Source organism: uncultured Acetatifactor sp. (genome assembly GCF_948601915.1).
GTDB lineage: Bacteria > Bacillota > Clostridia > Lachnospirales > Lachnospiraceae > Acetatifactor.
This window is the reverse complement of the sequence record NZ_CAPDXS010000029.1, coordinates 26,077-43,609: the sequence shown is the minus strand read 5'-3', so window position 1 is coordinate 43,609 and position 17,533 is coordinate 26,077. Positions and strand designations below refer to the sequence as shown.

Annotated in this window: 20 protein-coding genes; 1 reads left to right on the top strand and 19 read right to left on the bottom strand. The window is 57.0% G+C overall.

The window, feature by feature from the left end; all coding sequences use genetic code 11:
- The 7 genes from Q2B33_RS07100 to Q2B33_RS07070 form a co-directional block, all read right to left on the bottom strand.
- Window positions 1-680 (bottom strand): AAA family ATPase (locus Q2B33_RS07100; protein WP_300913929.1); only part of this gene is annotated, 680 nt, incomplete at its 3' end.
- Between the two features lie 137 nt (window positions 681-817).
- Complete coding sequence (locus Q2B33_RS07095; protein WP_300572341.1) at window positions 818-991, bottom strand: hypothetical protein; 174 nt, start codon at window positions 989-991, stop codon at window positions 818-820.
- Window positions 992-1,015: 24 nt separating this feature from the next.
- The gene (locus Q2B33_RS07090; RefSeq protein WP_300572339.1) at window positions 1,016-1,453 is read right to left on the bottom strand and encodes a DUF6075 family protein; all 438 of its coding nucleotides are present in this window, start codon (window positions 1,451-1,453) and stop codon (window positions 1,016-1,018) included.
- Between the two features lie 410 nt (window positions 1,454-1,863).
- Window positions 1,864-2,775, bottom strand: a complete 912-nt coding sequence (locus tag Q2B33_RS07085; protein ID WP_330684549.1) for a M23 family metallopeptidase — start codon at window positions 2,773-2,775, stop codon at window positions 1,864-1,866.
- A 457-nt stretch (window positions 2,776-3,232) separates the two neighbouring features.
- Window positions 3,233-3,760 carry a ribosome-associated translation inhibitor RaiA gene (raiA, locus tag Q2B33_RS07080; RefSeq protein ID WP_296463214.1) on the bottom strand — a complete coding sequence of 176 codons (528 nt, stop codon included), beginning with the start codon at window positions 3,758-3,760 and terminating at the stop codon, window positions 3,233-3,235.
- A gap of 422 nt (window positions 3,761-4,182) precedes the next feature.
- Window positions 4,183-5,358 (bottom strand): C40 family peptidase, encoded by a 1,176-nt coding sequence (locus Q2B33_RS07075; protein ID WP_300572336.1) that lies wholly within the window; start codon window positions 5,356-5,358, stop codon window positions 4,183-4,185.
- Window positions 5,359-5,633: 275 nt separating this feature from the next.
- The gene (locus Q2B33_RS07070) at window positions 5,634-6,554 is read right to left on the bottom strand and encodes an FAD-dependent oxidoreductase (RefSeq protein WP_300572334.1); all 921 of its coding nucleotides are present in this window, start codon (window positions 6,552-6,554) and stop codon (window positions 5,634-5,636) included.
- Between the two features lie 160 nt (window positions 6,555-6,714).
- On the opposite strand from Q2B33_RS07070, the gene Q2B33_RS07065 reads away from it, so the two are divergent.
- Complete coding sequence (locus Q2B33_RS07065) at window positions 6,715-7,446, top strand: SDR family NAD(P)-dependent oxidoreductase (protein WP_330684547.1); 732 nt, start codon at window positions 6,715-6,717, stop codon at window positions 7,444-7,446.
- A gap of 20 nt (window positions 7,447-7,466) precedes the next feature.
- Here the strand turns inward: Q2B33_RS07065 and Q2B33_RS07060 are convergent, their stop codons facing one another.
- The 12 genes from Q2B33_RS07060 to Q2B33_RS07005 all read right to left on the bottom strand — a co-directional run bounded on the left by Q2B33_RS07060 (window position 7,467) and on the right by Q2B33_RS07005 (window position 17,530).
- On the bottom strand, window positions 7,467-7,757 hold the full coding sequence (locus Q2B33_RS07060; RefSeq protein ID WP_296463206.1) for a hypothetical protein: 291 nt from the start codon (window positions 7,755-7,757) through the stop codon (window positions 7,467-7,469).
- Window positions 7,758-7,862: 105 nt separating this feature from the next.
- Entirely contained in the window at window positions 7,863-10,199 is a 2,337-nt protein-coding gene (locus tag Q2B33_RS07055) for a DUF4125 family protein (protein ID WP_300913925.1), read from the bottom strand.
- Window positions 10,200-10,312: 113 nt separating this feature from the next.
- Window positions 10,313-10,849 (bottom strand): phosphatase PAP2 family protein, encoded by a 537-nt coding sequence (locus Q2B33_RS07050; protein ID WP_300572326.1) that lies wholly within the window; start codon window positions 10,847-10,849, stop codon window positions 10,313-10,315.
- A 156-nt stretch (window positions 10,850-11,005) separates the two neighbouring features.
- On the bottom strand, window positions 11,006-11,230 hold the full coding sequence (locus Q2B33_RS07045) for a hypothetical protein (protein ID WP_300572324.1): 225 nt from the start codon (window positions 11,228-11,230) through the stop codon (window positions 11,006-11,008).
- 210 nt (window positions 11,231-11,440) lie between these two features.
- Entirely contained in the window at window positions 11,441-12,268 is an 828-nt protein-coding gene (locus tag Q2B33_RS07040; protein ID WP_300572322.1) for a 4Fe-4S binding protein, read from the bottom strand.
- 54 nt (window positions 12,269-12,322) lie between these two features.
- Complete coding sequence (locus tag Q2B33_RS24180; protein ID WP_330684545.1) at window positions 12,323-12,589, bottom strand: CD1871A family CXXC motif-containing protein; 267 nt, start codon at window positions 12,587-12,589, stop codon at window positions 12,323-12,325.
- 13 nt (window positions 12,590-12,602) lie between these two features.
- The gene (locus Q2B33_RS07030; RefSeq protein WP_300572320.1) at window positions 12,603-13,265 is read right to left on the bottom strand and encodes a TlpA disulfide reductase family protein; all 663 of its coding nucleotides are present in this window, start codon (window positions 13,263-13,265) and stop codon (window positions 12,603-12,605) included.
- 144 nt (window positions 13,266-13,409) lie between these two features.
- Complete coding sequence (locus Q2B33_RS07025; RefSeq protein WP_300572318.1) at window positions 13,410-13,943, bottom strand: methylated-DNA--[protein]-cysteine S-methyltransferase; 534 nt, start codon at window positions 13,941-13,943, stop codon at window positions 13,410-13,412.
- Window positions 13,944-14,025: 82 nt separating this feature from the next.
- Window positions 14,026-14,925 carry a sensor histidine kinase KdpD gene (locus tag Q2B33_RS07020; RefSeq protein WP_300572316.1) on the bottom strand — a complete coding sequence of 300 codons (900 nt, stop codon included), beginning with the start codon at window positions 14,923-14,925 and terminating at the stop codon, window positions 14,026-14,028.
- A 32-nt stretch (window positions 14,926-14,957) separates the two neighbouring features.
- On the bottom strand, window positions 14,958-15,785 hold the full coding sequence (locus Q2B33_RS07015) for an ABC transporter permease subunit (RefSeq protein WP_300572314.1): 828 nt from the start codon (window positions 15,783-15,785) through the stop codon (window positions 14,958-14,960).
- Window positions 15,778-16,692: an ATP-binding cassette domain-containing protein gene (locus tag Q2B33_RS07010; RefSeq protein WP_300768812.1), complete on the bottom strand. Its 915-nt coding sequence runs from the start codon at window positions 16,690-16,692 to the stop codon at window positions 15,778-15,780. Before Q2B33_RS07010 ends, Q2B33_RS07015 begins: the two co-directional genes overlap by 8 nt.
- Window positions 16,693-16,831: 139 nt before the next feature.
- The gene (locus tag Q2B33_RS07005) at window positions 16,832-17,530 is read right to left on the bottom strand and encodes a response regulator transcription factor (RefSeq protein ID WP_300784939.1); all 699 of its coding nucleotides are present in this window, start codon (window positions 17,528-17,530) and stop codon (window positions 16,832-16,834) included.
- Between the last annotated feature and the right edge of the window lie 3 nt (window positions 17,531-17,533).

Genomic DNA, 17,533 nt, shown 5'->3' with positions numbered 1-17,533 from the left:
ACATAGAAAGCTGCCCTAACAGACAAAGGGATGCAGTTCTCGAAGATATGTACCCTTTCCCCGTAGACCTCCCGTATCTTCACAGATGTTTCCCTTGCAAAATTCGTCCTGCGGTCAACCTTCGTCAGCAAGATGCCCAGAATCTCCAGTGACGGGTTCAGCTTTCTATGTATGTTACCGATGGTCTTAATCAGTTGCTGAAGACCCTTTACGGGCAAGTAGGCTGCCTCCACAGGGACAAGCACATAGTCTGCCGCCACAAGTGCGTTTATTGTAATCATCCCCAGGGACGGCATACAATCAATCAGAATATAAGAATACCGCTCCCGCATCTCCTGCAGGAACTGCCGCATCACCGTCTCACGGCTCATGATGTTCACAAGCGCAGTTTCCAGTCCGGCAAGTTCAATATTTGCAGGGATAAAGTCAATCCCCTCTTCATGGCGGATGATGCCTTCTCCCGGCCAGGTCTCCTCGTCATTGATGACCTTCTCCAAAATGTTCACCAGTGTCACATCCAGCTTGTCCGGCTCCGAAATACCCAAGCTTACCGCAAGGCTGCCCTGCGCATCGGCCTCCACCAGCAAGACCCTTTCACCCGCTCTGGCAAGACCAATTCCCAGATTTACGCAGGTAGTTGTCTTTCCGACTCCTCCTTTCTGGTTTGATATAGCGATAATCTTGCATCTATTTTCCGTACACTCAACATTTACAACACTCTTTCCGTTTTCATTCGTTACGTTTTCAGATAACCTACACATATATTTTCCTCCGGCTTTACCGATAAGCTTTTCTTCTTGCTTATCTCTTCTGCTTCCTATTTTTGCTTCTCTACTTTTTCCACTTCTGCATACATGCGGAAGAAACGCTTTGTCCCCTTATTTACAAAAGCCTCCGACACCCGATTCACCTGAACCTCTTCACTGCGTTCCAGAAGCTGCCGAAACCATTTCAAATCCTTAAGCGTTCCCTGCATCCTGATTTTAAGCATCCTTTCCCTCCAATCCTCTCTCCTTTATCGCGTATACTCCGGATATCGCAGCTTCACCGCTTCCCAGAAATAAACCGCATTCTCACAACAGAACAGATCTTCCGCCGTATAATACTGGCATTCCTCCAGCTGCTCCTCGCCATCCTCATAGTCATAGACACTGGGTGTCCCATTACAGTAAAGGTTGAATGCCATCCGGATGATCCTTCCGCTGCCGCTGGTCAGCCAGCCTGCCTGCAGACATTCCGGCTTCACATTTCCCGTTTCAAAATCGTAAATCTGCCGGGCATTGGCTCTCGTGTCCCTGCTTAAGCCCAAACAGTAAACCAGCGCCTTATGGTACACATCCTGGTACCTGCATCTCGGCAAGAACTCCATATAAAAATCCTTGTGCTGCTTGTCCTTAAAAATAATTGTGTAGGCTTCCTTATTTCTTGCACCTGTCGCCGTACTCATGCTCATAGCTTGTCCTCCTACTATTGGAATACAGTATGTTTGTCACATACCTTAACAGATTTGTGCCGTCAGCCAGCTTAAACAGCTGACTGACCACCCAAATTTTCATTTCAGTTACAACATTGCCACATTAAAGTCAGCAACTAATTTCAAAACAAATTTTCTTCTAAATACCGGTATTTTATTGTACAATCCTTTCCTACCATGGTATAATGTTCACATGTAAAGGCTTCATGCTTTCTTGCAGTTCCTTGTGCCCAAAGCACAAGCCGTTATGGTCAATTTCAAAGAGGAATTCGACTTCCTCCCGCAGCGCTGCCTTTTCATCAGATATAGAAAATCTGGAGAAATGAAAAAGGACTAAATAAAGCCCTCATAGTCAAAGGTTCTTTATTTAGCCCTATTATACCGCAAGACTACCCAATCACATCCCCCGCCGTCACCACGCTGCCCTTCTGCAGCCCCTCCGCATAAGGATAATTCTGCCTCAAATGCGCGTAATAATAATACCGCTTCCCGTCAAAGCTGCGTATCCCAATCCGCCACCCCCCGTACTGGTTCCACCCCAGGGCCTCCACTACCCCGGACTCGATTGCCATTACAGGCGTCCCTACCAACCCCATCATGTCATGTCCCAAATGCTTCCTCTGATACCCATAACTCCTCCCTACCCCGAAATCATCATAATGCGTATAGTCGAACCCCCTGGCCAGCGGAAAATACCCCTTTAATCCATACCGCTCCACATATCCTTCCCTTTCCGCGCCCCCTGTCTGCCCCTGCCCTGCTGCTCCGCTCCCCGCGCTATCCGCCGTCTGCCCTTCTGTCCGCCCGGCGCTTCCTCCGGCATCCGGTGTCTGCTCCCAGTATTCCCCCACTAGCCCGCCGATGACCGCATCGTAGGCTTCCCTGTAATAGTCATAATATTTCAGGTCTTCCGTCAGCTCTTCCATGGTAGCCTCCCCCTCCGAAAGCTTCTCCGCGGCCTTATCTATGGTCTTCAGAGCATCCTTGCCGAACTCTCCGCCTGTCTTCGCCGCCGCATAGGCCAGAAGCTCCACCCAGTCGATTTCATGCTCCGTCCCATGGGTCTCCACGTCCCATTCGTAAGCCTGGCAGAGGGCTTCATAGGATACGGTGAAGTCCACCCACTTTATGTAGTCATCCTCCACGAAAAGCACCTTGCTGTCGGCGTTTCCCTTAGAAACGGATGCGCTTCCCCCGGATGCGGATGAGCTCTCCCTGGATGCTCTACTCTGCTCCTGATAGAATGACACCCCAGCGGATACCGCCAAAAGCAGGCATTCCGCCAGAATCCCCTTCTTCATCCATTCCACAAGCCGCGGCTCCTTCTTCCAGCCTCTTCCTTCCCGGCCAGGCCTTCCCGCTTCTCCCTTTCGCTCTCTTTCCATTTCCACTCCAAAACATCCCGTTACAGCAAATATATGTAGGAAACAAAAGACAGATTCCATAAAAAGGAGCCGCCACATCCCTGCGGCAGCCCCATTCCAGCATTTCCAATGCTCCGGTCCGTCTACGTTCCGGTTCTTCAATACTCCAGTCCGTCTACGTTTCAGCCTTTCAATACTCCGGTCCGTCTACGTTCTGGTCCTTCAATACTCCAGTCTGTCTACGTTTCAGCCTTTCAATACTCTGATTCTTCTACGTTCCGGTCCTTCAACACTCCAATCTGTCTGCGTTCCGGCCTTTCAGCACTCCGGTCCTTCAATGTTCCAGTCTTTCAACGTTCCGATCCTCCCCACAGCCTACAGCCCTCCGGCTCCATCAGCCCTCCGGCTCTATCAGCCCGTAGGTGTCGCCCTTCCGCTTGTACACCACGTTCACCTGGTCCGTCTCCGCATTGATGAACACGTAGAAGCCGTGTCCCAGAAGCTCCATCTGGATGCAGGCATCCTCCGGGTACATGGGCTTAATGTCGAACTTCTTGGTGCGGACGATTTTGACCTCCTCGTCCTCCATGTAATTGTTGTCCACGTACATCTGGCTGAAAGATTCCGCCGTCTGCTGCTTGTCCACAATCTTCGTCTTGTATTTCTTTAACTGTCTCTCGATAATCTCCTCCACCAGATCGATTGAGACATACATATCGCTGCTGACCTGCTCGGAACGGATGATATTGCCCTTTACCGGAATCGTCACCTCAATCTTCTGACGCTCCTTTTCCACGCTCAAGGTCACATGTACCTCCGTATCGGGATTGAAATACTTTGCCAGCTTGCCGATTTTGTCCTCCACCGCCGACCGTAATCCGGGTGTTACCTCTAAATTCCTGCCTACAATGATAAATTTCATGTGATCATCCCTTTCGGTTGTTTATTGTATAGACATTATAACATGTCTCCTATGGTTTTTGCAACGATTTAACAGATTATTTACATATTTTAAGAATCGTTTCTGTCAGTTGCCCCGCATCTCTCCCACTGGGAAAACTCATTTTTTGTCAGTTCTGCACAAAACGTACGTTCTGTTTTCATTGTCCTTTTCACATACACAAACAGGCCTGTCCGATGTGGATTATGTGCATAACTCCGTGTATAAGTCATTTTTTATGGCTTTTTCCGATTTTTGACTGTGGATAACTGTATCTTTATCCCGTACAGAAATTATTCTTTATCCATTTTTTTAGAAAAATTTGGTGATTTTGCACAGAAGGGATTTTGGCGATAACAAAAGACCGCACCCGAAGGGTGCGGCCCATAATTCTTTCCTTATTTTTAGAAAATTCTCCTGATTGCCAGAATCTCTCTGTAACCTGCATTGGAGACGATGATGCCTGTCCTTGAACTGGAGGCGTGTACAATCTGTCCGCCGCCGATATAGATTCCCACATGGCCGGAATAGCAGACAATATCCCCGGGCTGCGCGTTGGCCAGTCCGTCCACTCCGTATCCCTGGGTGCGGTCCCCTGCATCAGAATGGGGTAGGCTGACGCCGAAGTTCGCGTAGACGCTCATCACGAAGCCGGAGCAGTCCGCGCCGTTGGTCAGGCTGGTGCCGCCGTACACATAGGGATTCCCCACGAACTGCAGTGCGTAGTTCGCCACTGCCTGGCCCATCTCGCTGCCGCCGCTTACCGGATAGGAAATCTCTTCCTGGGTTGTGGAGGCATTCGCCGCTGCCTGGGCCGCCTGAGCTGCAGCCGCTGCCGCCTGGGCCTTCTTGCGCTCCTCTTCCTCCTTGGCCAGCCGCCTCTCCTCTTCCTCTCTGGACTCCGCCTGGACGAATTCACTGTGGAGGGATACGTATTCCGTGGAAATCCATCCCTGGCCCTCCTCTATATCTACCTTCACCCAGCCTTCTGTCTCCTCCATGACCAACAAATCCGCAGCCTGGGGCACCATACCTATGATGTCGCACTCCGTGCTGGCCTCCGCCCGGACATACAGGGTCTCCGTGGTGACAGTAGCGATGCGCTTCCCTACCTGTTTGGCAATCTCCACCGCCGCGTCCCCGGTGACGCAGTACTCTGCCTTCACATAGCCCGTGACGCTGCCGGAGTTGATCTGATACCAGCCGTTCTCCTCTGAAATGAAGGTTCCTACGGAATTGTCATAAAGCTTTCCCAGAATCTCGCCCTCTTCGCTGGACGTGCTCCTTACATTCACATAGCTGTCCACCTGCGCAATCACCAGGTTGCGGAACATATCCTCCTCTGTGGGCTCCGCCTGGGCCGCGTCGGAATTGGCCAGCGGAATGCTCTCTATGATAGACTGGATAGGCAGCGAGGACTTGTCCTCAGTGACGTCCTCCAGCTTGTTCCCGTTCTCCAGCGCAAGGCTCACGCCGCCGCCCGGCAGGATGGAGGAGGCCTGTGCCGTCATGCCCATCCCTGTAAAAGCTATCGTCGCCGTCAAAAGATATACTGCCGTCCTCTTCGTCTTATGTGCCATGTTTATCTCCTCTCCGAATCGAAACTGAAACTATGTATACGGGGTGAAATCCTCCCGATCGTTACATCTTTATCCCTAATTTATTACAGATTTATTACATCTGTTACTAAATATATCACTCTTTCTTAATTTTGTCAACCCGGAAAGAAAAAAATCGAAATGCCTGAAAACTCCCGTTTTATGCGCTTTTCCGGTATTTTCCCCCAAAAAAGAACTGCCCCGGGGCAATTCTTTCTTTCAAAATTTCTTTCGTTTTCTTTAAGAAATCAAAAAAATCAGGATTCCCTGCAGCAGCTCCCTGCGGACACCGCGGCATTGGCGCCGTCCGCCACAGCCGTCACAATCTGGCGCAGAGGCTTCCTGCGCACGTCCCCCGCCACGAACAGTCCCGGCACATCGGTGGCGCAGTCCTCCCCCGCCAGCACGTAGCCGCCCTCATCGCAGGCCGCCAGCCCCCGCACCAGCTCCGTCTGGGGCCGTATGCCCACCGCTACGAACACGCCGTCCACGGGCAGCCGGAAGGTCTCCTCCGTCCTGCAGTCCTTCAGGGTCACGGCCTCCACCGTATCCTCCCCCAGAATCTCCTCCACCACATGGCTGTAAAGGATCTCTACATTGGGCAGCCCCTTCAGCTCCTGCTGCAGCACCATGGCCCCGCGCAGCTCGTCCCGCCTGTGGATCAGGTACACCTTCTCGCTGGTGCGGGCCAGATAGATGGCGTCCTCCAGGGCTACGTCCCCGCCGCCCACCACGGCCACCGTCCTGCCCCGGAAGAACGCCCCGTCGCAGGTGGCGCAGTAGGACACGCCCCTTCCGCCCAGCCTCTCCTCGCCGGGCGCGCCCAGCATGGCGTGGACGGCCCCCGTGGCCAGGATCACCGTCTTCGCCTCCAGCTCCCCCTGATCCGTGCGTATCAGCTTATGCCCTCCCCTGTCCTCCAGGGAAAGGGCCGTGGCTTCCATGAATTCCACGCCCAGCTTGTCCGCGTGCTCCCGGAACCGCGTCCCCATGTCGAAGCCGTCCATGCCCGGCATCCCCAGGTAATTGTCCACCTCATAAGTATTCAGCACCTGCCCGCCACTCATGGGGTTCTTCTCCAGCACCAGCAGATCCAGCCCCGCCCGCTTTCCATATACGGCAGCCGAAAGGCCTGCCGGGCCGGAACCGATGACGATCAAATCATACATCATGTTCATCTCCTATCAAAATATCCCTGCTTCCTGTCAGTTCCACAGACTATTATATGCCCTTTCCGATTCCTTTACAAGCCCCTCCTGCCTCCCGGATCCCCAGCCCCATTGACTTTCCCCTTCCGCCCTGCTAATATGGAAAGAAACGGAGGAGACTGACATGAGCATGGGACAAAAAGGAAAGACCGCCCTGATCACCGGCGCGTCCAGGGGCATAGGCAGGGCCGCTGCAGCGCTTTTCGCGGAAAACGGCTTCGACCTGATCCTCACCTGCAGACATTCCGTCGGGGAGCTGGAGGAGCTGGCCCATGGGCTGCAATCCGTCTGCGGAATCTCCTGCAGGGCTGTCCGGGCGGACATGGGGCGCGAACAGGATGTGGCGGAGCTCTTCTCTGGGATCCGGCAGATCGATGTGCTGGTGAACAATGCCGGAATGGCCCATTTCGGTCTGCTCTCGGACATGACTGCGGCCCAGTGGCACGAAATCCTGGCAGTGAACCTGGACTCCTGCTTCTATACCTGCCGGGCCGCCATCCCCCTGATGCTGCGCAGGCATCAGGGAAGGATCATCAACATCTCCTCTGTCTGGGGAACCCAGGGCGCTTCCATGGAGGTGGCCTATTCCGCCTCCAAGGGGGGCATGAACGCCTTCACCAAGGCCCTGGCCAAGGAGCTGGCTCCCAGCAACATACAGGTCAATGCCATTGCCTGCGGCATCATCGACACTGCCATGAACAGCACCCTCTCCCCGGAAGACCTGGATGCCCTGCGGGAGGAAATCCCTGCCGACAGGCTGGGTCGGCCGGAGGAGGTGGCCCAGCTGGCCCTCAGCCTGGCCGCGGCCCCCGCCTATCTCACAGGCCAGGTCATAACCATAGACGGCGGATGGTATACCTGATACCCTCCGCCGTCCGTCTCTCAGAAAGCGCTTTCCCGCGCTTCCTCATAAATCTCCCCCACATCCGCACCTGGTACCAGGGAGTCTACGATATCCTGCATCTGTTCTTTCGTCCGGGCGTCCCTGCAGCGCAGGATGACTTTCTCCTTCTGCGCCTCCGTGAGCCCTGCATAGCCGTTCATGGCCGCCTCGTTCATGGCCAGGGCCATGCCGAAGCCTACCGGCAGCTGTCCCGGCATGGCGGCCGCATAGGGCGTTCCCGCCCCGTTCCATCCGCCCAATCCTAATCCGTTCACGTCCATTTTCCGCATACACTCCTTTCCGCGAGGCTGTTTTGCTTTCCCCGCATTACAGAGTGTGCAGTTTTTCGACATTTATTCGAACATGCAGAATCTGTCAGATGCCGTTCTCATGCCTTATTTTTTCCAGGCCGCTTCCAGCTTGCGCTCCGCATCCTCCACATCCGCATAGCCGTACATTTTTACACTTAATTCCATGATATCGCGGGTCAGGTTCCTCCCGGCTCTGGCATAGTCCACCACATATCTGCCGTACAGCTCCAGCATCTTGTCCGAGTAGGTCCCCAGCTCGCCCCGCAGATAGGTCTCATAGGAGGTGTCCTCGCTGCTGTCCTCATAGGTGTGTATCCTTCTGGCATTGCCCGCAAGCTCCGGATATTCCTCCGAGAATCTCTCCATCCAGCCCACCTGGAATAGGACGATCTGTTCGATGATGTCCTTCTTGTCCTGGCTCAGCTCCGGGAAATAGGACTTGATCTCCTCATATTTTTCCGGGGCGGTGCTCTCCATCATCCTTCCGTACTTTTCCTCGATCAGGTTGTGCCCCCTGTCGTATTCCCTGTGGAAGTCATACAGGTACTGTATCAGCATGGGCTTGCTCCATGTCAGGTACTGGCTCTTGCGCATGATCGAAAAGGTGGCCCAGTCGTTCTGGCAGCTGGCCCTGCCGCCCTCGTTCTTCACCTTGTCGAAGGCCTCGAACTCCAGCCCGGCGATCCTCTCCACCAGCGCCTCCTTCTCCTGCACCCACAAAGAGGCCTTGTAAGCCAGCTCTTCGCTGTGGGCGTCCAGATAGCTGTCCGTGTCGCTGATAAAGCCGGCCCGGTACATCTCCGCCGCGAAATAGGCGGCTATCCGCTCGATCTTGTCCTCAATGGAATCCTCGTCCAGCGCATTCTTCAGCACGCCGCTTCCGGCCAGCCTGCTGGAGAGATCCTGGAGCATGCCTCCCATCTCACCGCCCTGCTCCAGCTGTGTCAGGCTCCGATAGAGCCATTTGTCATGGGGCGGATACTTCCCTTCCACATAGTGCTGCAGCTTCATGGCCTCCTTCAGGCCCTCCCACACCATCATCTGAGCGGTAAGGATGTCCCCTCTGCCCAGCATCCTGGGATAATTGTACTGTGCGGTCTGGGAGAATCTCGCCGCGCTCTCCGCCAGCTTCAGATAGCGGATATCCTCCGGATACCCCTCCTTCAGCCTGTCCCTAAATGCAGTGAAGACACCCTCGTCGTCCCGGAATATCTCTCCGTTCACCGCGGCCGACAGGCCCGCGTCGCTGACGCTGCGCCAGTCGATCTCCCCGTACTCTGATGCCCCTACCAGCCCTCTGTAGAATTCCGATATCCTGATCACGCCCCGGCGGTTGCGGCCGTTTACCCGGGGGGCGCGCTTATAGTTGCCGAACTCCTCCGGCAGGCCCTCGTAAGCCTTCTGCAGTTCTTCCCCGATCTCCTCATAGGTCTCGTCCGTGACCCACATGCAGAAATCCGGGCCCCAGTCATGGTCCCTGGAAGCCTCGTCGTCATAGCCGAAGCAGTCCGATCCCCTGCCCGCCAGCCCCACGGCGATCCGCCCGGCATATGCGGGAAAACGTTCTTCAATCATCTGCCTGCCGCAGCTCTCATAATACTGCCTGGCCAGCGCAAGGCCTGCCCCCTGTCCCTCCTGGGCCAATGCCCTCTCGCAGGCGGCGGCATTCTCCTGAAGCCTGAGGTAATACTCGTTTCTGCCCAGGTTCCTCTCTACGGCCTCCATGCCCCGGGTATAATACTCCAATGCCTTCCTGAAATCCTTTCCGTGGTAGCTGTAGGCTCCCAGCGTGGCGAGGGCGGCGGCGTAATGGCTGTCCTCCACCTTCTCCCGCTGGAATATCTCCACGGACCTGCGGGCGTAATCGCACGCCTCCTCCTTCTGCTTCAGCTGCATGCAGGTGCTGGCCAGATTGGCACAGGTGACGGCCGTCTCGTAGGCCACTCCCCTCCCCGATACGATCGCCAGGGCCTCCAGCAGCTTTTCCTTCGCGGCGGCAAAGTCCCCCGTCTCCTGGTACAGCAGCGCGATATTGTTCTTCAGGCCCGCCATCAGCATGCTGTCCGGCTCCAGCTGGCTGTCGTAGATTTCCTGCACCTGCGCGTAGTATTCCTTTGATTCCTGGAGCCTGCCGCAGGCGCGGTAGGCGGTGGCAATGTTCAGCAGGGTCGTCGCATAGGGGACCGTGCCCTCCAGCCCCATTTTCCTCGCCTGCTCCATGGCCTCGGCGGCTGTCTGGTAGACCCTTTCCCTCTGGCTGGTCTCCCGGTAATAGCCCAGCAGCTCATTGAGCAGCTGCAGTCGGGCGCCCTCGTCCCCGAGGCTCACGGCTTCCCCGGCAGACTGCAGCATGAGCTGCTCTGCCTCCTCGCCCCGGTTCTGCTCATAAAGGGCATCCACCTGCGTCAAAATCCTGTCCATGTCCAACTGTCTGTTCTCCACGCTTTTCCTCCATTCTGTCCGTAAGTCCGCTGAATTTTCGTCCTCAGCCACATCCGTATTATTCCCATCATACCCCAATGCACTGATTCTTGTCAATCGCGCGCCAATGCCGAAACCAGCACACAGGCGATACAGCCGCACCCGATTCCGCTGACGGCACCGAAAAGCACATCCGTAGGATAGTGCACGCCCAGGTACAGCCTGGAAATCCCTATCAGGCCTGCCAGCGCAAGCGCGGGGATCCCGAAGCGCTTCGGCAGCCTGCGGTACAGAACCCATGCCGCCGCAAAAGAGCTGGCCGTATGCCCGGAAGGAAAGGAATAGTCCCATGGCCTTCCGATCAGCGGGACGAGGCCCGGTATCGTGTCATAGGGCCTGATCCTCCCCACGATATTCTTTAATGCCGCATTGTTGATCAAAAGGGACAGCAGCAGGGCCGCGGCGCAGGCAAGGGCCGTCTTCCTGGTCCCCCTCGGGATCAGCAGACCCATCGCCGTGAGGATCCATACCACCGCGCCGTTCCCCAGCACTGTAATGGCGATAAAGACCGGAGTCAGCCCGGGATTCCTGACCGCATCCTGGATAAAAAGCAGTATGGCGCCGTCCATGTCCGTAATCCATTCCATCATTTTCCCCGCCTTTCCCGAAAATCCCCCCTGATACGCTCTGTCATATTGTGCCAAAAGCACATTCATTAAGGAAGCGGCATCATATGCGCTCGTGGTTTTACCGCACATATGATGCCGCTTTCTGCTGCACAGCTTTTGCCCGCTCTTTTATATGACCTATTTTTTTAAAAATCCCTTCAGCGCGTCCACCGAATCCGAAAGCCTGTCAGTGGTCAGCTTCGCCTTTACGCCTTTCACCACCTGGTCGATGGCTTCCTCCGGCAGGTCGATGCCCAGAATGCTTTCCAGGGCCTTCACCGGCTCCTTCTGGAACTGCTCCTGCAGCTTCTTGTCATTGGCGATCCTGCCCACCGCTTTCGCGATCTGTTCTTTTACATCCATTCTGGTTCCCTCGCTTTTTGTATTGATTATAACATTCCATTTGGTTTATGTAAAGTCGGAAAATCGCCATGTATACTGCACACCGGTTAAATTTGCAGCGCAACTCGACTGCAGACCGCCAGCCAAGCACTTTCCCGGAGACACCACTGTAAATCCTGGCGGTCTGCAGTATAAGCCATAGCCGCGAAATTCCGGCCCCATGGCGCAGCCTCAGCGTCTGCCAAAATGCAGGCAGTCCGCCGGACAGGCCTCCGCGCACTTCCCGCAGCGGATGCACTCGGGGGACCTGGAGATCTCCTCCGGGGCCAGATCCACCGGGCAGGCCCTCTGGCAGGCCTTACAGGAGGTGCAGCGCTCCTTCTCCCAGTGCACCTGCACCAGGCTGAAGCGGTTGAACCAGCCGTAGATGGCACCCAAAGGACACAGGTACTGGCAGAAGGGCCGGTAGACCTTCACGGACAGAAGCAGCAATACCAGCAAAATCCCCAGCTTCCAGAAGAACAGCCCTCCCGCCTGATCCCGCAGGGCCTCATTGGAAGCCATCAGGGGCAGCGCCCCGAAAAAGGTCCCCGAGGGGCACAGGTACTTACAGAAGGCCGGCACCTTGGCGAAGCCCCCGAACAGGAACAGGGAGCCTATGCCCGCCAGCCCGATCAGCGCCGCATACCTGCCGTATTTCAGGATATGGTGGAAGGGCAGCCTCTTCCGTTTGCGGAAAAGGGGAATCTTGTGCAGGAGATCCTGCACAAGCCCGAAGGGGCAAAGCCACCCGCAGATGAACCGCCCGAAGACGCTCCCGAAGAGGAAGAAGAACCCCAGCATGGCAAAGGGCACCTGGAAGCCCCTCCGGTTCAGCAGAGCCTGCAGCGCCCCCAGGGGGCAGGCGGCCACCGCGCCGGGGCAGGAATAGCAGTTCAGCCCCGGAACGCAGGCGTACTTAAGCGACCCCTGGTAAATCTTCCCGTTCAGGAAGCCATAGGCGTATCCGTTGGTAAATATGGTAAAAGCAATCTGTACAACCGTTCGTAACTTTTTCATCCCAATTCCCGCCCTGCCGCCGGAACCCGCAGGCCCCATGGGGCGGAACCTCCCCTATCCTATCCCGATGCACTCCATGCAGATCATCACCGCTTTTTGCCAGATTGCGGCCAGCTCTCCCCGGGCCGCGCCTATCCCTAAAAACACTGCCCCGGCCAGCAGGCCAAAGAGCCATCCGTACCTTCCGGGTCTGCCCCGGCCCCCGGCATCCCCGCGGCCTTTGCTGTGCCCGCCGCTCCTGCCGTCTCTCCTGTCCCTGTCCAATGTCCTGCCCTCCGCTGCCCTTCCAGGCTCCATCCCGCTTCCTCGCCGCCTCTCCATATCCCTTCGGCTCCTACAGCTCCGCCAGAAGCGCGTCTATAAGCTCCTTCCAGCTCTCCTTGTCCCTGGCTCCTACCACCGTGCCCAGCACCTTGCCTTCCCCGTCCACGAAGAATGTGGTGGGAACCGCCGTCACATCCGCCAGCAGGGCCTTCTGCAGGGAGGCATTGATCGGCAGGTGCGTATAGCTCGCCTCCGTGCTCTCTATCAGGCTCCGGGCCTCTTCCATGGCCCTCTCCGCCTTCTCCTCATCCACGCCCTTCACTATCTCCGGCACATCGCTGATGATGCCAATCAGCTGGAAGTCGGCGGTGTCGTATTCCCCGGCCAGCTCCCCCAGGTCCGGCATCTCGCTGAGGCAGGGATTGCAATAGGTGGCCCACACATTCACCATGGTGAGCCTGGACTGGCCGAAGATATCCGCGGTGACGGCATTCCCCTCCATGTCCCGGGCCTCGAAGGACACAGAGGCCTCCTGGCCCTCCTCTCCGTCCTGGGCCGCCTCTGCCTGGGAGCCGCCGCTCTCCGCCTGCTGCGCGTTCTCCGAAGGAGCCCCGCTCTGCGCTCCCCCGTCCCCGCCGCCGGCACAGCCGCTGAGCATCCCCGCCAGCAGAAGGGCACAAACCGCCGCCAGGTATCCGTTCCTCCGCAACATCTTCTTTTTCCTGTCAACCATATAGCACCTCATAATCGAAATTTTCCGCGCATGCGCGTATTTTTATAGTCCCGGATTTATTATAGCCTGAAATCCGTCCTAAGTCAATGCGCAGGGCGAATTGACGACAGCATCATCTTCTTTCACCCTGCGCATACGGTTTCCCTATAATGCTGTTCCCTTTGCGGGCAGGAACAGCTTCCCCATGTCCACGCCTTCCAGAGCAAGGAGCCGCTCTTTTTTGGCCACCCCGCCCGCATATCCCGTCAGGCTGCCGTCAGCCCCCACCACCCGGTGGCAGGGGACGATGAGGGAAATGGGATTGTGCCCCACCGCGCCGCCCACCGCCTGGGCGGACATACGGGCAAGCCCCCGCTGCCCTGCCACCGCCTGGGCCAGCTCCCCGTAGGTCACCGTCTCCCCATAGGGAATCTGCCGCAGGAGCTCCCACACGCCCAGCCTGAACGGAGAGCCTGTCATATGCACGGGCGGCGTGAAATCCGGTTCTTTTCCGGTAAAGTAAATGTCCAGCCATTTCCTGACATCTCCAAAAACCGGCAGCTCCCTTTCCTCATGCTCCGGGTCAAGGCCCCCGGCATAATACTTCGCGCCCTCGAACCACAGTCCTGTCAGGCCGGTTCCGTCGGCGGCCAGCAGGATTTCACCCATGGGCGACCGATATCTTGCCGTATACTGCATTGCGGTTTCCTCCTTCCCGTGCTTCACATCCTGCGCTCCCGGGCCAGGCCCTGAAAGCGCGCTCTTCTGCGGAACCTTTTTCTCAGCCGCCCCTCTCCCGGAAGAAAATCCAGATATGCAGCCTGTCATCCGTGTATTCCGCCGATATGCTCCCGCCCATCTGCTCCACCAGGCTCCTGGCGATTGCCAGCCCCAGCCCGGTGGACTTCCTGGCGGACTCCACGGTAAAAAAGCGGTCGAAGAGCCTGCCCACCTGTATCTCATCCAGCCCGGGGGCCGTGTTGGCAAAGACAATCTCCCCTGTGCTTTCCAGGGTAATCTCCAGGTCTCCGCTGCTATACTTTACGGCATTCTGCAGCAGATTGGCGAATACCCGGGACAGGGCGGCACCGTCCAGCATCCGGACCACCTTCTCCTGCGGCATCCGTATCCTGGGGGTAATGCCGCGCTGCGTCAAAGCGGTGTAGGCAGCCGCTATGCTCTCCTCCAGCACCTGGTTCAGGACCACGGGCTCCGCGGGGGCGTCGCTTTCCCTGGAAAGGAGGACAGAGTACCGGAACAGCTCCTCCGTCATCGAAACCAGCAGTTGGGAACGGTTCCGGATGATATCGAGATAATGTTTGGCAATATCCGATTTTTCCTCCTTCTCCAGCAGGTCCAGATAACCGCAGATTGCGGTCAGGGGCGTCCTCAAATCATGGGAGAGATTCGTGACTGCGCCTTTCAGCTCCGCATCCCCCTGGCAGAACCTGTGATGCTCCGCCCGGAGCCTGCGGAGCTGCTCATTGACGGCATCGGCCAGGCGGCGCATCTGCCTGTCCCTGCCGGAAATGCCGATCAGCGTGTTGGTGTCGGTGGCAAGCCTGTCGGCAAAGCCGTCCGCGATCTCCCCCGCGGCCTTTCGCAGAATATGGATTTTGATAAGCAGAACAATGACAAGCAATCCCAGGACGCCGGTCAGGCTCCATAACCATACCATCATGAAAATCCCCTCGTTTCCGTCTTTCCGTCACATCACTTCAGATCTGATTTCCGGAACAGCACGCAGCCCGCGCCTGTGGCCAGCACAATGATCGCAAGGGAGTAGACAGGGAGCCGGTAGGGGTTCACGGCCATCATGCCGGCGCACTGGATGGCCTGCCCGCCGGGATTGATGTCGTGAAGGGTCTGGACGATCTCCCGCTTCGTCCCCTCCAGGTATCCGGGGTTGGGCTCCTCCACGGAGCTGATCTCCCCGTTTATGGCATAAGAATAGACCTCCTGCGTCTTCGGCGCTTCCAGCATCTGGGCCAGCACCATCCCTGTCATCAGGAAGCCGAAGGCAAGCAATATGCAGATCACAGCCGCAACGGACTTGTACTGGCAGACCATGGCGATACAGGTGAAAACAGAGGAAACCGCCACCGAGAGGAGCAGTATCGTAAACGTCGTCAGCAAAACCATCTCCACCGGGACAGTAAAGCCTCCCACCAGCGGCAGGCCTACGCAGAGATACGGCAGCAGATACGCCGCGCACATGGCGAGCCCCACCACGGAGGAGACCACTGCGTTGGCCAGGTAGACCGCCGAACGTTTTCCGCCCACGATGATTTTGTTCCGGATGGTCCCGTCGTTGTAATCCGTGCCGATGAACAGGCTGCAGAATACCGCCATGACGACGCCCACGCCCATGGCATAGACGAAGAATCCGTCCTCTATCCTGTATACATAGCCCATCTGCACCGCATCCAGATGCATTTTCACCGGCATGAATATCCCCCAGGCCGCCATCAGGATCAGGCCGCCCCAGAATACTTTGTTCTTCTTCAGACGCAGGAAACCTGCAGACAACAATCTAGTCATTCTTCTGCCCTCCTATCAGACTGACATAATAGCTCTCCAGGCTCTCGTCCCGCTCCCGCAGGGAGATCACGTCGCAGTTTTCCTCCGCCAGGGCCAGCGTCAGCCTGGATACCCCTATCTTCGCGTACACATCCGCCTCCCTGTCGGAGAGGATCGTGTACTCCGCATCCATTCCGTCCAGCACACGGGCCAGCGCCCCTGTATCCGTCACCTCCAGGTGGATGCATTTCCGGCAGGACTTCTCCAGGTCCGCCGCGCTGACCTCCTTCACCATCTGCCCCCTGTCGATGAAGCCGTAGTGGGTGGCCATCCTGGAGAGCTCGTCCAGGATGTGGCTGGAGACCAGGAACGTGATCTGCCGCTCCCGGTTCAGCTTCAGGATCAATTCCCGGATCTCGATAATCCCCTGGGGATCCAGCCCGTTCACCGGCTCGTCCAGCACCAGGAAATCCGGGGAGCCCACAAGGGCGATGGCGATTCCCAGCCTCTGGCGCATCCCCAGGGAAAAGTTTCCAGCCCTCTTGTCCCCGGTGTCCGCCAGCCCTACCAGCTTCAGGATATCCTCCATCCCCGCATAGGACGGGAGCCCCAGGATGCGGTACTGATACTTCAGATTATCCTGAGCCGTCATGTCCAGGTAGATGGAGGGCGTCTCCACCACGGCCCCCATCCTTCTGCGGGATCTGGAGATATCCTTGTCCGTGTCCTTCCTGCCGTACAGGGTATAGCCCCCCGAGGTGGGGAACTGCAGCCCGCAGATCAGCCTGATCAATGTGGTCTTGCCCGCGCCGTTCCTGCCTACAAAGCCATAGATCGCCCCCTTTGGGACATTCATGGTCAACTGGTTCAGCGCCTTGAAATGCCTGTATTTCTTGGTCAGGCCATTCGTTTGCAGAACATACTCCATATGCACAACCTCCTGATTCCAATACCGCAGCTGCCGGGCCGGTTCCGGTTCCGGCAGCCGCTGTTTTATGAGATACTGCCATTCTATCCCCGGACAGTAAAGAAACCGGTAAAGGAAACAGTAAAGAAACGGTAAAGATTCATTCCCCGCGCATCTTAAAGCCGATCCCCCAGACTGCTTCGATGTAGTCCTTCCCCGTCGCCTCCCGCAGCTTCTTCCGCAGGTTGCTGACATGCATCTTCAGAGAGCTGTCCGTGCAGTCCGGCGTGTCCCGGCTGATCCGCTCCAACAGCAGGGACTTGGTCACCACCTGGGAGGGGTTGCCCATGAGGAGCTTCAAAATGGCGTACTCCGTCCTGGTCAGCCTTACTTCCGCGCTGCCCAGGCTGACCATGTGGGTATCCGTGTTCAGCGTGATACCGCCAAATTCCAGGACAGGGGCCACGGCCGCCCCGGAGGGCCTGCGCAGTTGTACGGAGATTCTGGCCAGAAGCTCCTTCATGGCGAAGGGCTTCGTCACATAATCCGCCGCGCCCCCCAGCAGCAGCTCCGCTTTCTTGTCGATGTCCACTTTGGCGCTCACCACGATCACGGGAATCCCCCTGGAACGCTCTTCTTCCATTATCCGCGGCAGCACCTCCTCCCCGTCCAGCCCCGGCAGCATCAGGTCCAGCAGAATGAGGTCCGGCCTGGCGCCGTCCAGCACCAGGAGGGCTTCCGTCCCGGAGTAGGCCCGGGAGACGCCGTAGCCCTCCCTGGCCAGCGCTTCCTCCAGCATGTTTCCGATGTGCATGTCGTCATCGATGATCAGAATATTTTTCGCCTGAGCATTTCCCATTTT

Coding starts and splice junctions, on each gene's coding strand:
- Q2B33_RS07095 (WP_300572341.1), bottom strand. CDS start 991: ATGCTTAAAATCAGGATGCAGGGAACGCTTAAGGATTTGAAATGGTTT.
- Q2B33_RS07090 (WP_300572339.1), bottom strand. CDS start 1,453: ATGAGCATGAGTACGGCGACAGGTGCAAGAAATAAGGAAGCCTACACA.
- Q2B33_RS07085 (WP_330684549.1), bottom strand. CDS start 2,775: ATGAAGAAGGGGATTCTGGCGGAATGCCTGCTTTTGGCGGTATCCGCT.
- raiA (WP_296463214.1), bottom strand. CDS start 3,760: ATGAAATTTATCATTGTAGGCAGGAATTTAGAGGTAACACCCGGATTA.
- Q2B33_RS07075 (WP_300572336.1), bottom strand. CDS start 5,358: ATGGCACATAAGACGAAGAGGACGGCAGTATATCTTTTGACGGCGACG.
- Q2B33_RS07070 (WP_300572334.1), bottom strand. CDS start 6,554: ATGAACATGATGTATGATTTGATCGTCATCGGTTCCGGCCCGGCAGGC.
- Q2B33_RS07065 (WP_330684547.1), top strand. CDS start 6,715: ATGGGACAAAAAGGAAAGACCGCCCTGATCACCGGCGCGTCCAGGGGC.
- Q2B33_RS07060 (WP_296463206.1), bottom strand. CDS start 7,757: ATGCGGAAAATGGACGTGAACGGATTAGGATTGGGCGGATGGAACGGG.
- Q2B33_RS07055 (WP_300913925.1), bottom strand. CDS start 10,199: ATGGACAGGATTTTGACGCAGGTGGATGCCCTTTATGAGCAGAACCGG.
- Q2B33_RS07050 (WP_300572326.1), bottom strand. CDS start 10,849: ATGATGGAATGGATTACGGACATGGACGGCGCCATACTGCTTTTTATC.
- Q2B33_RS07045 (WP_300572324.1), bottom strand. CDS start 11,230: ATGGATGTAAAAGAACAGATCGCGAAAGCGGTGGGCAGGATCGCCAAT.
- Q2B33_RS07040 (WP_300572322.1), bottom strand. CDS start 12,268: ATGAAAAAGTTACGAACGGTTGTACAGATTGCTTTTACCATATTTACC.
- Q2B33_RS24180 (WP_330684545.1), bottom strand. CDS start 12,589: ATGGAGAGGCGGCGAGGAAGCGGGATGGAGCCTGGAAGGGCAGCGGAG.
- Q2B33_RS07030 (WP_300572320.1), bottom strand. CDS start 13,265: ATGGTTGACAGGAAAAAGAAGATGTTGCGGAGGAACGGATACCTGGCG.
- Q2B33_RS07025 (WP_300572318.1), bottom strand. CDS start 13,943: ATGCAGTATACGGCAAGATATCGGTCGCCCATGGGTGAAATCCTGCTG.
- Q2B33_RS07020 (WP_300572316.1), bottom strand. CDS start 14,925: ATGATGGTATGGTTATGGAGCCTGACCGGCGTCCTGGGATTGCTTGTC.
- Q2B33_RS07015 (WP_300572314.1), bottom strand. CDS start 15,785: ATGACTAGATTGTTGTCTGCAGGTTTCCTGCGTCTGAAGAAGAACAAA.
- Q2B33_RS07010 (WP_300768812.1), bottom strand. CDS start 16,692: ATGGAGTATGTTCTGCAAACGAATGGCCTGACCAAGAAATACAGGCAT.
- Q2B33_RS07005 (WP_300784939.1), bottom strand. CDS start 17,530: ATGGGAAATGCTCAGGCGAAAAATATTCTGATCATCGATGACGACATG.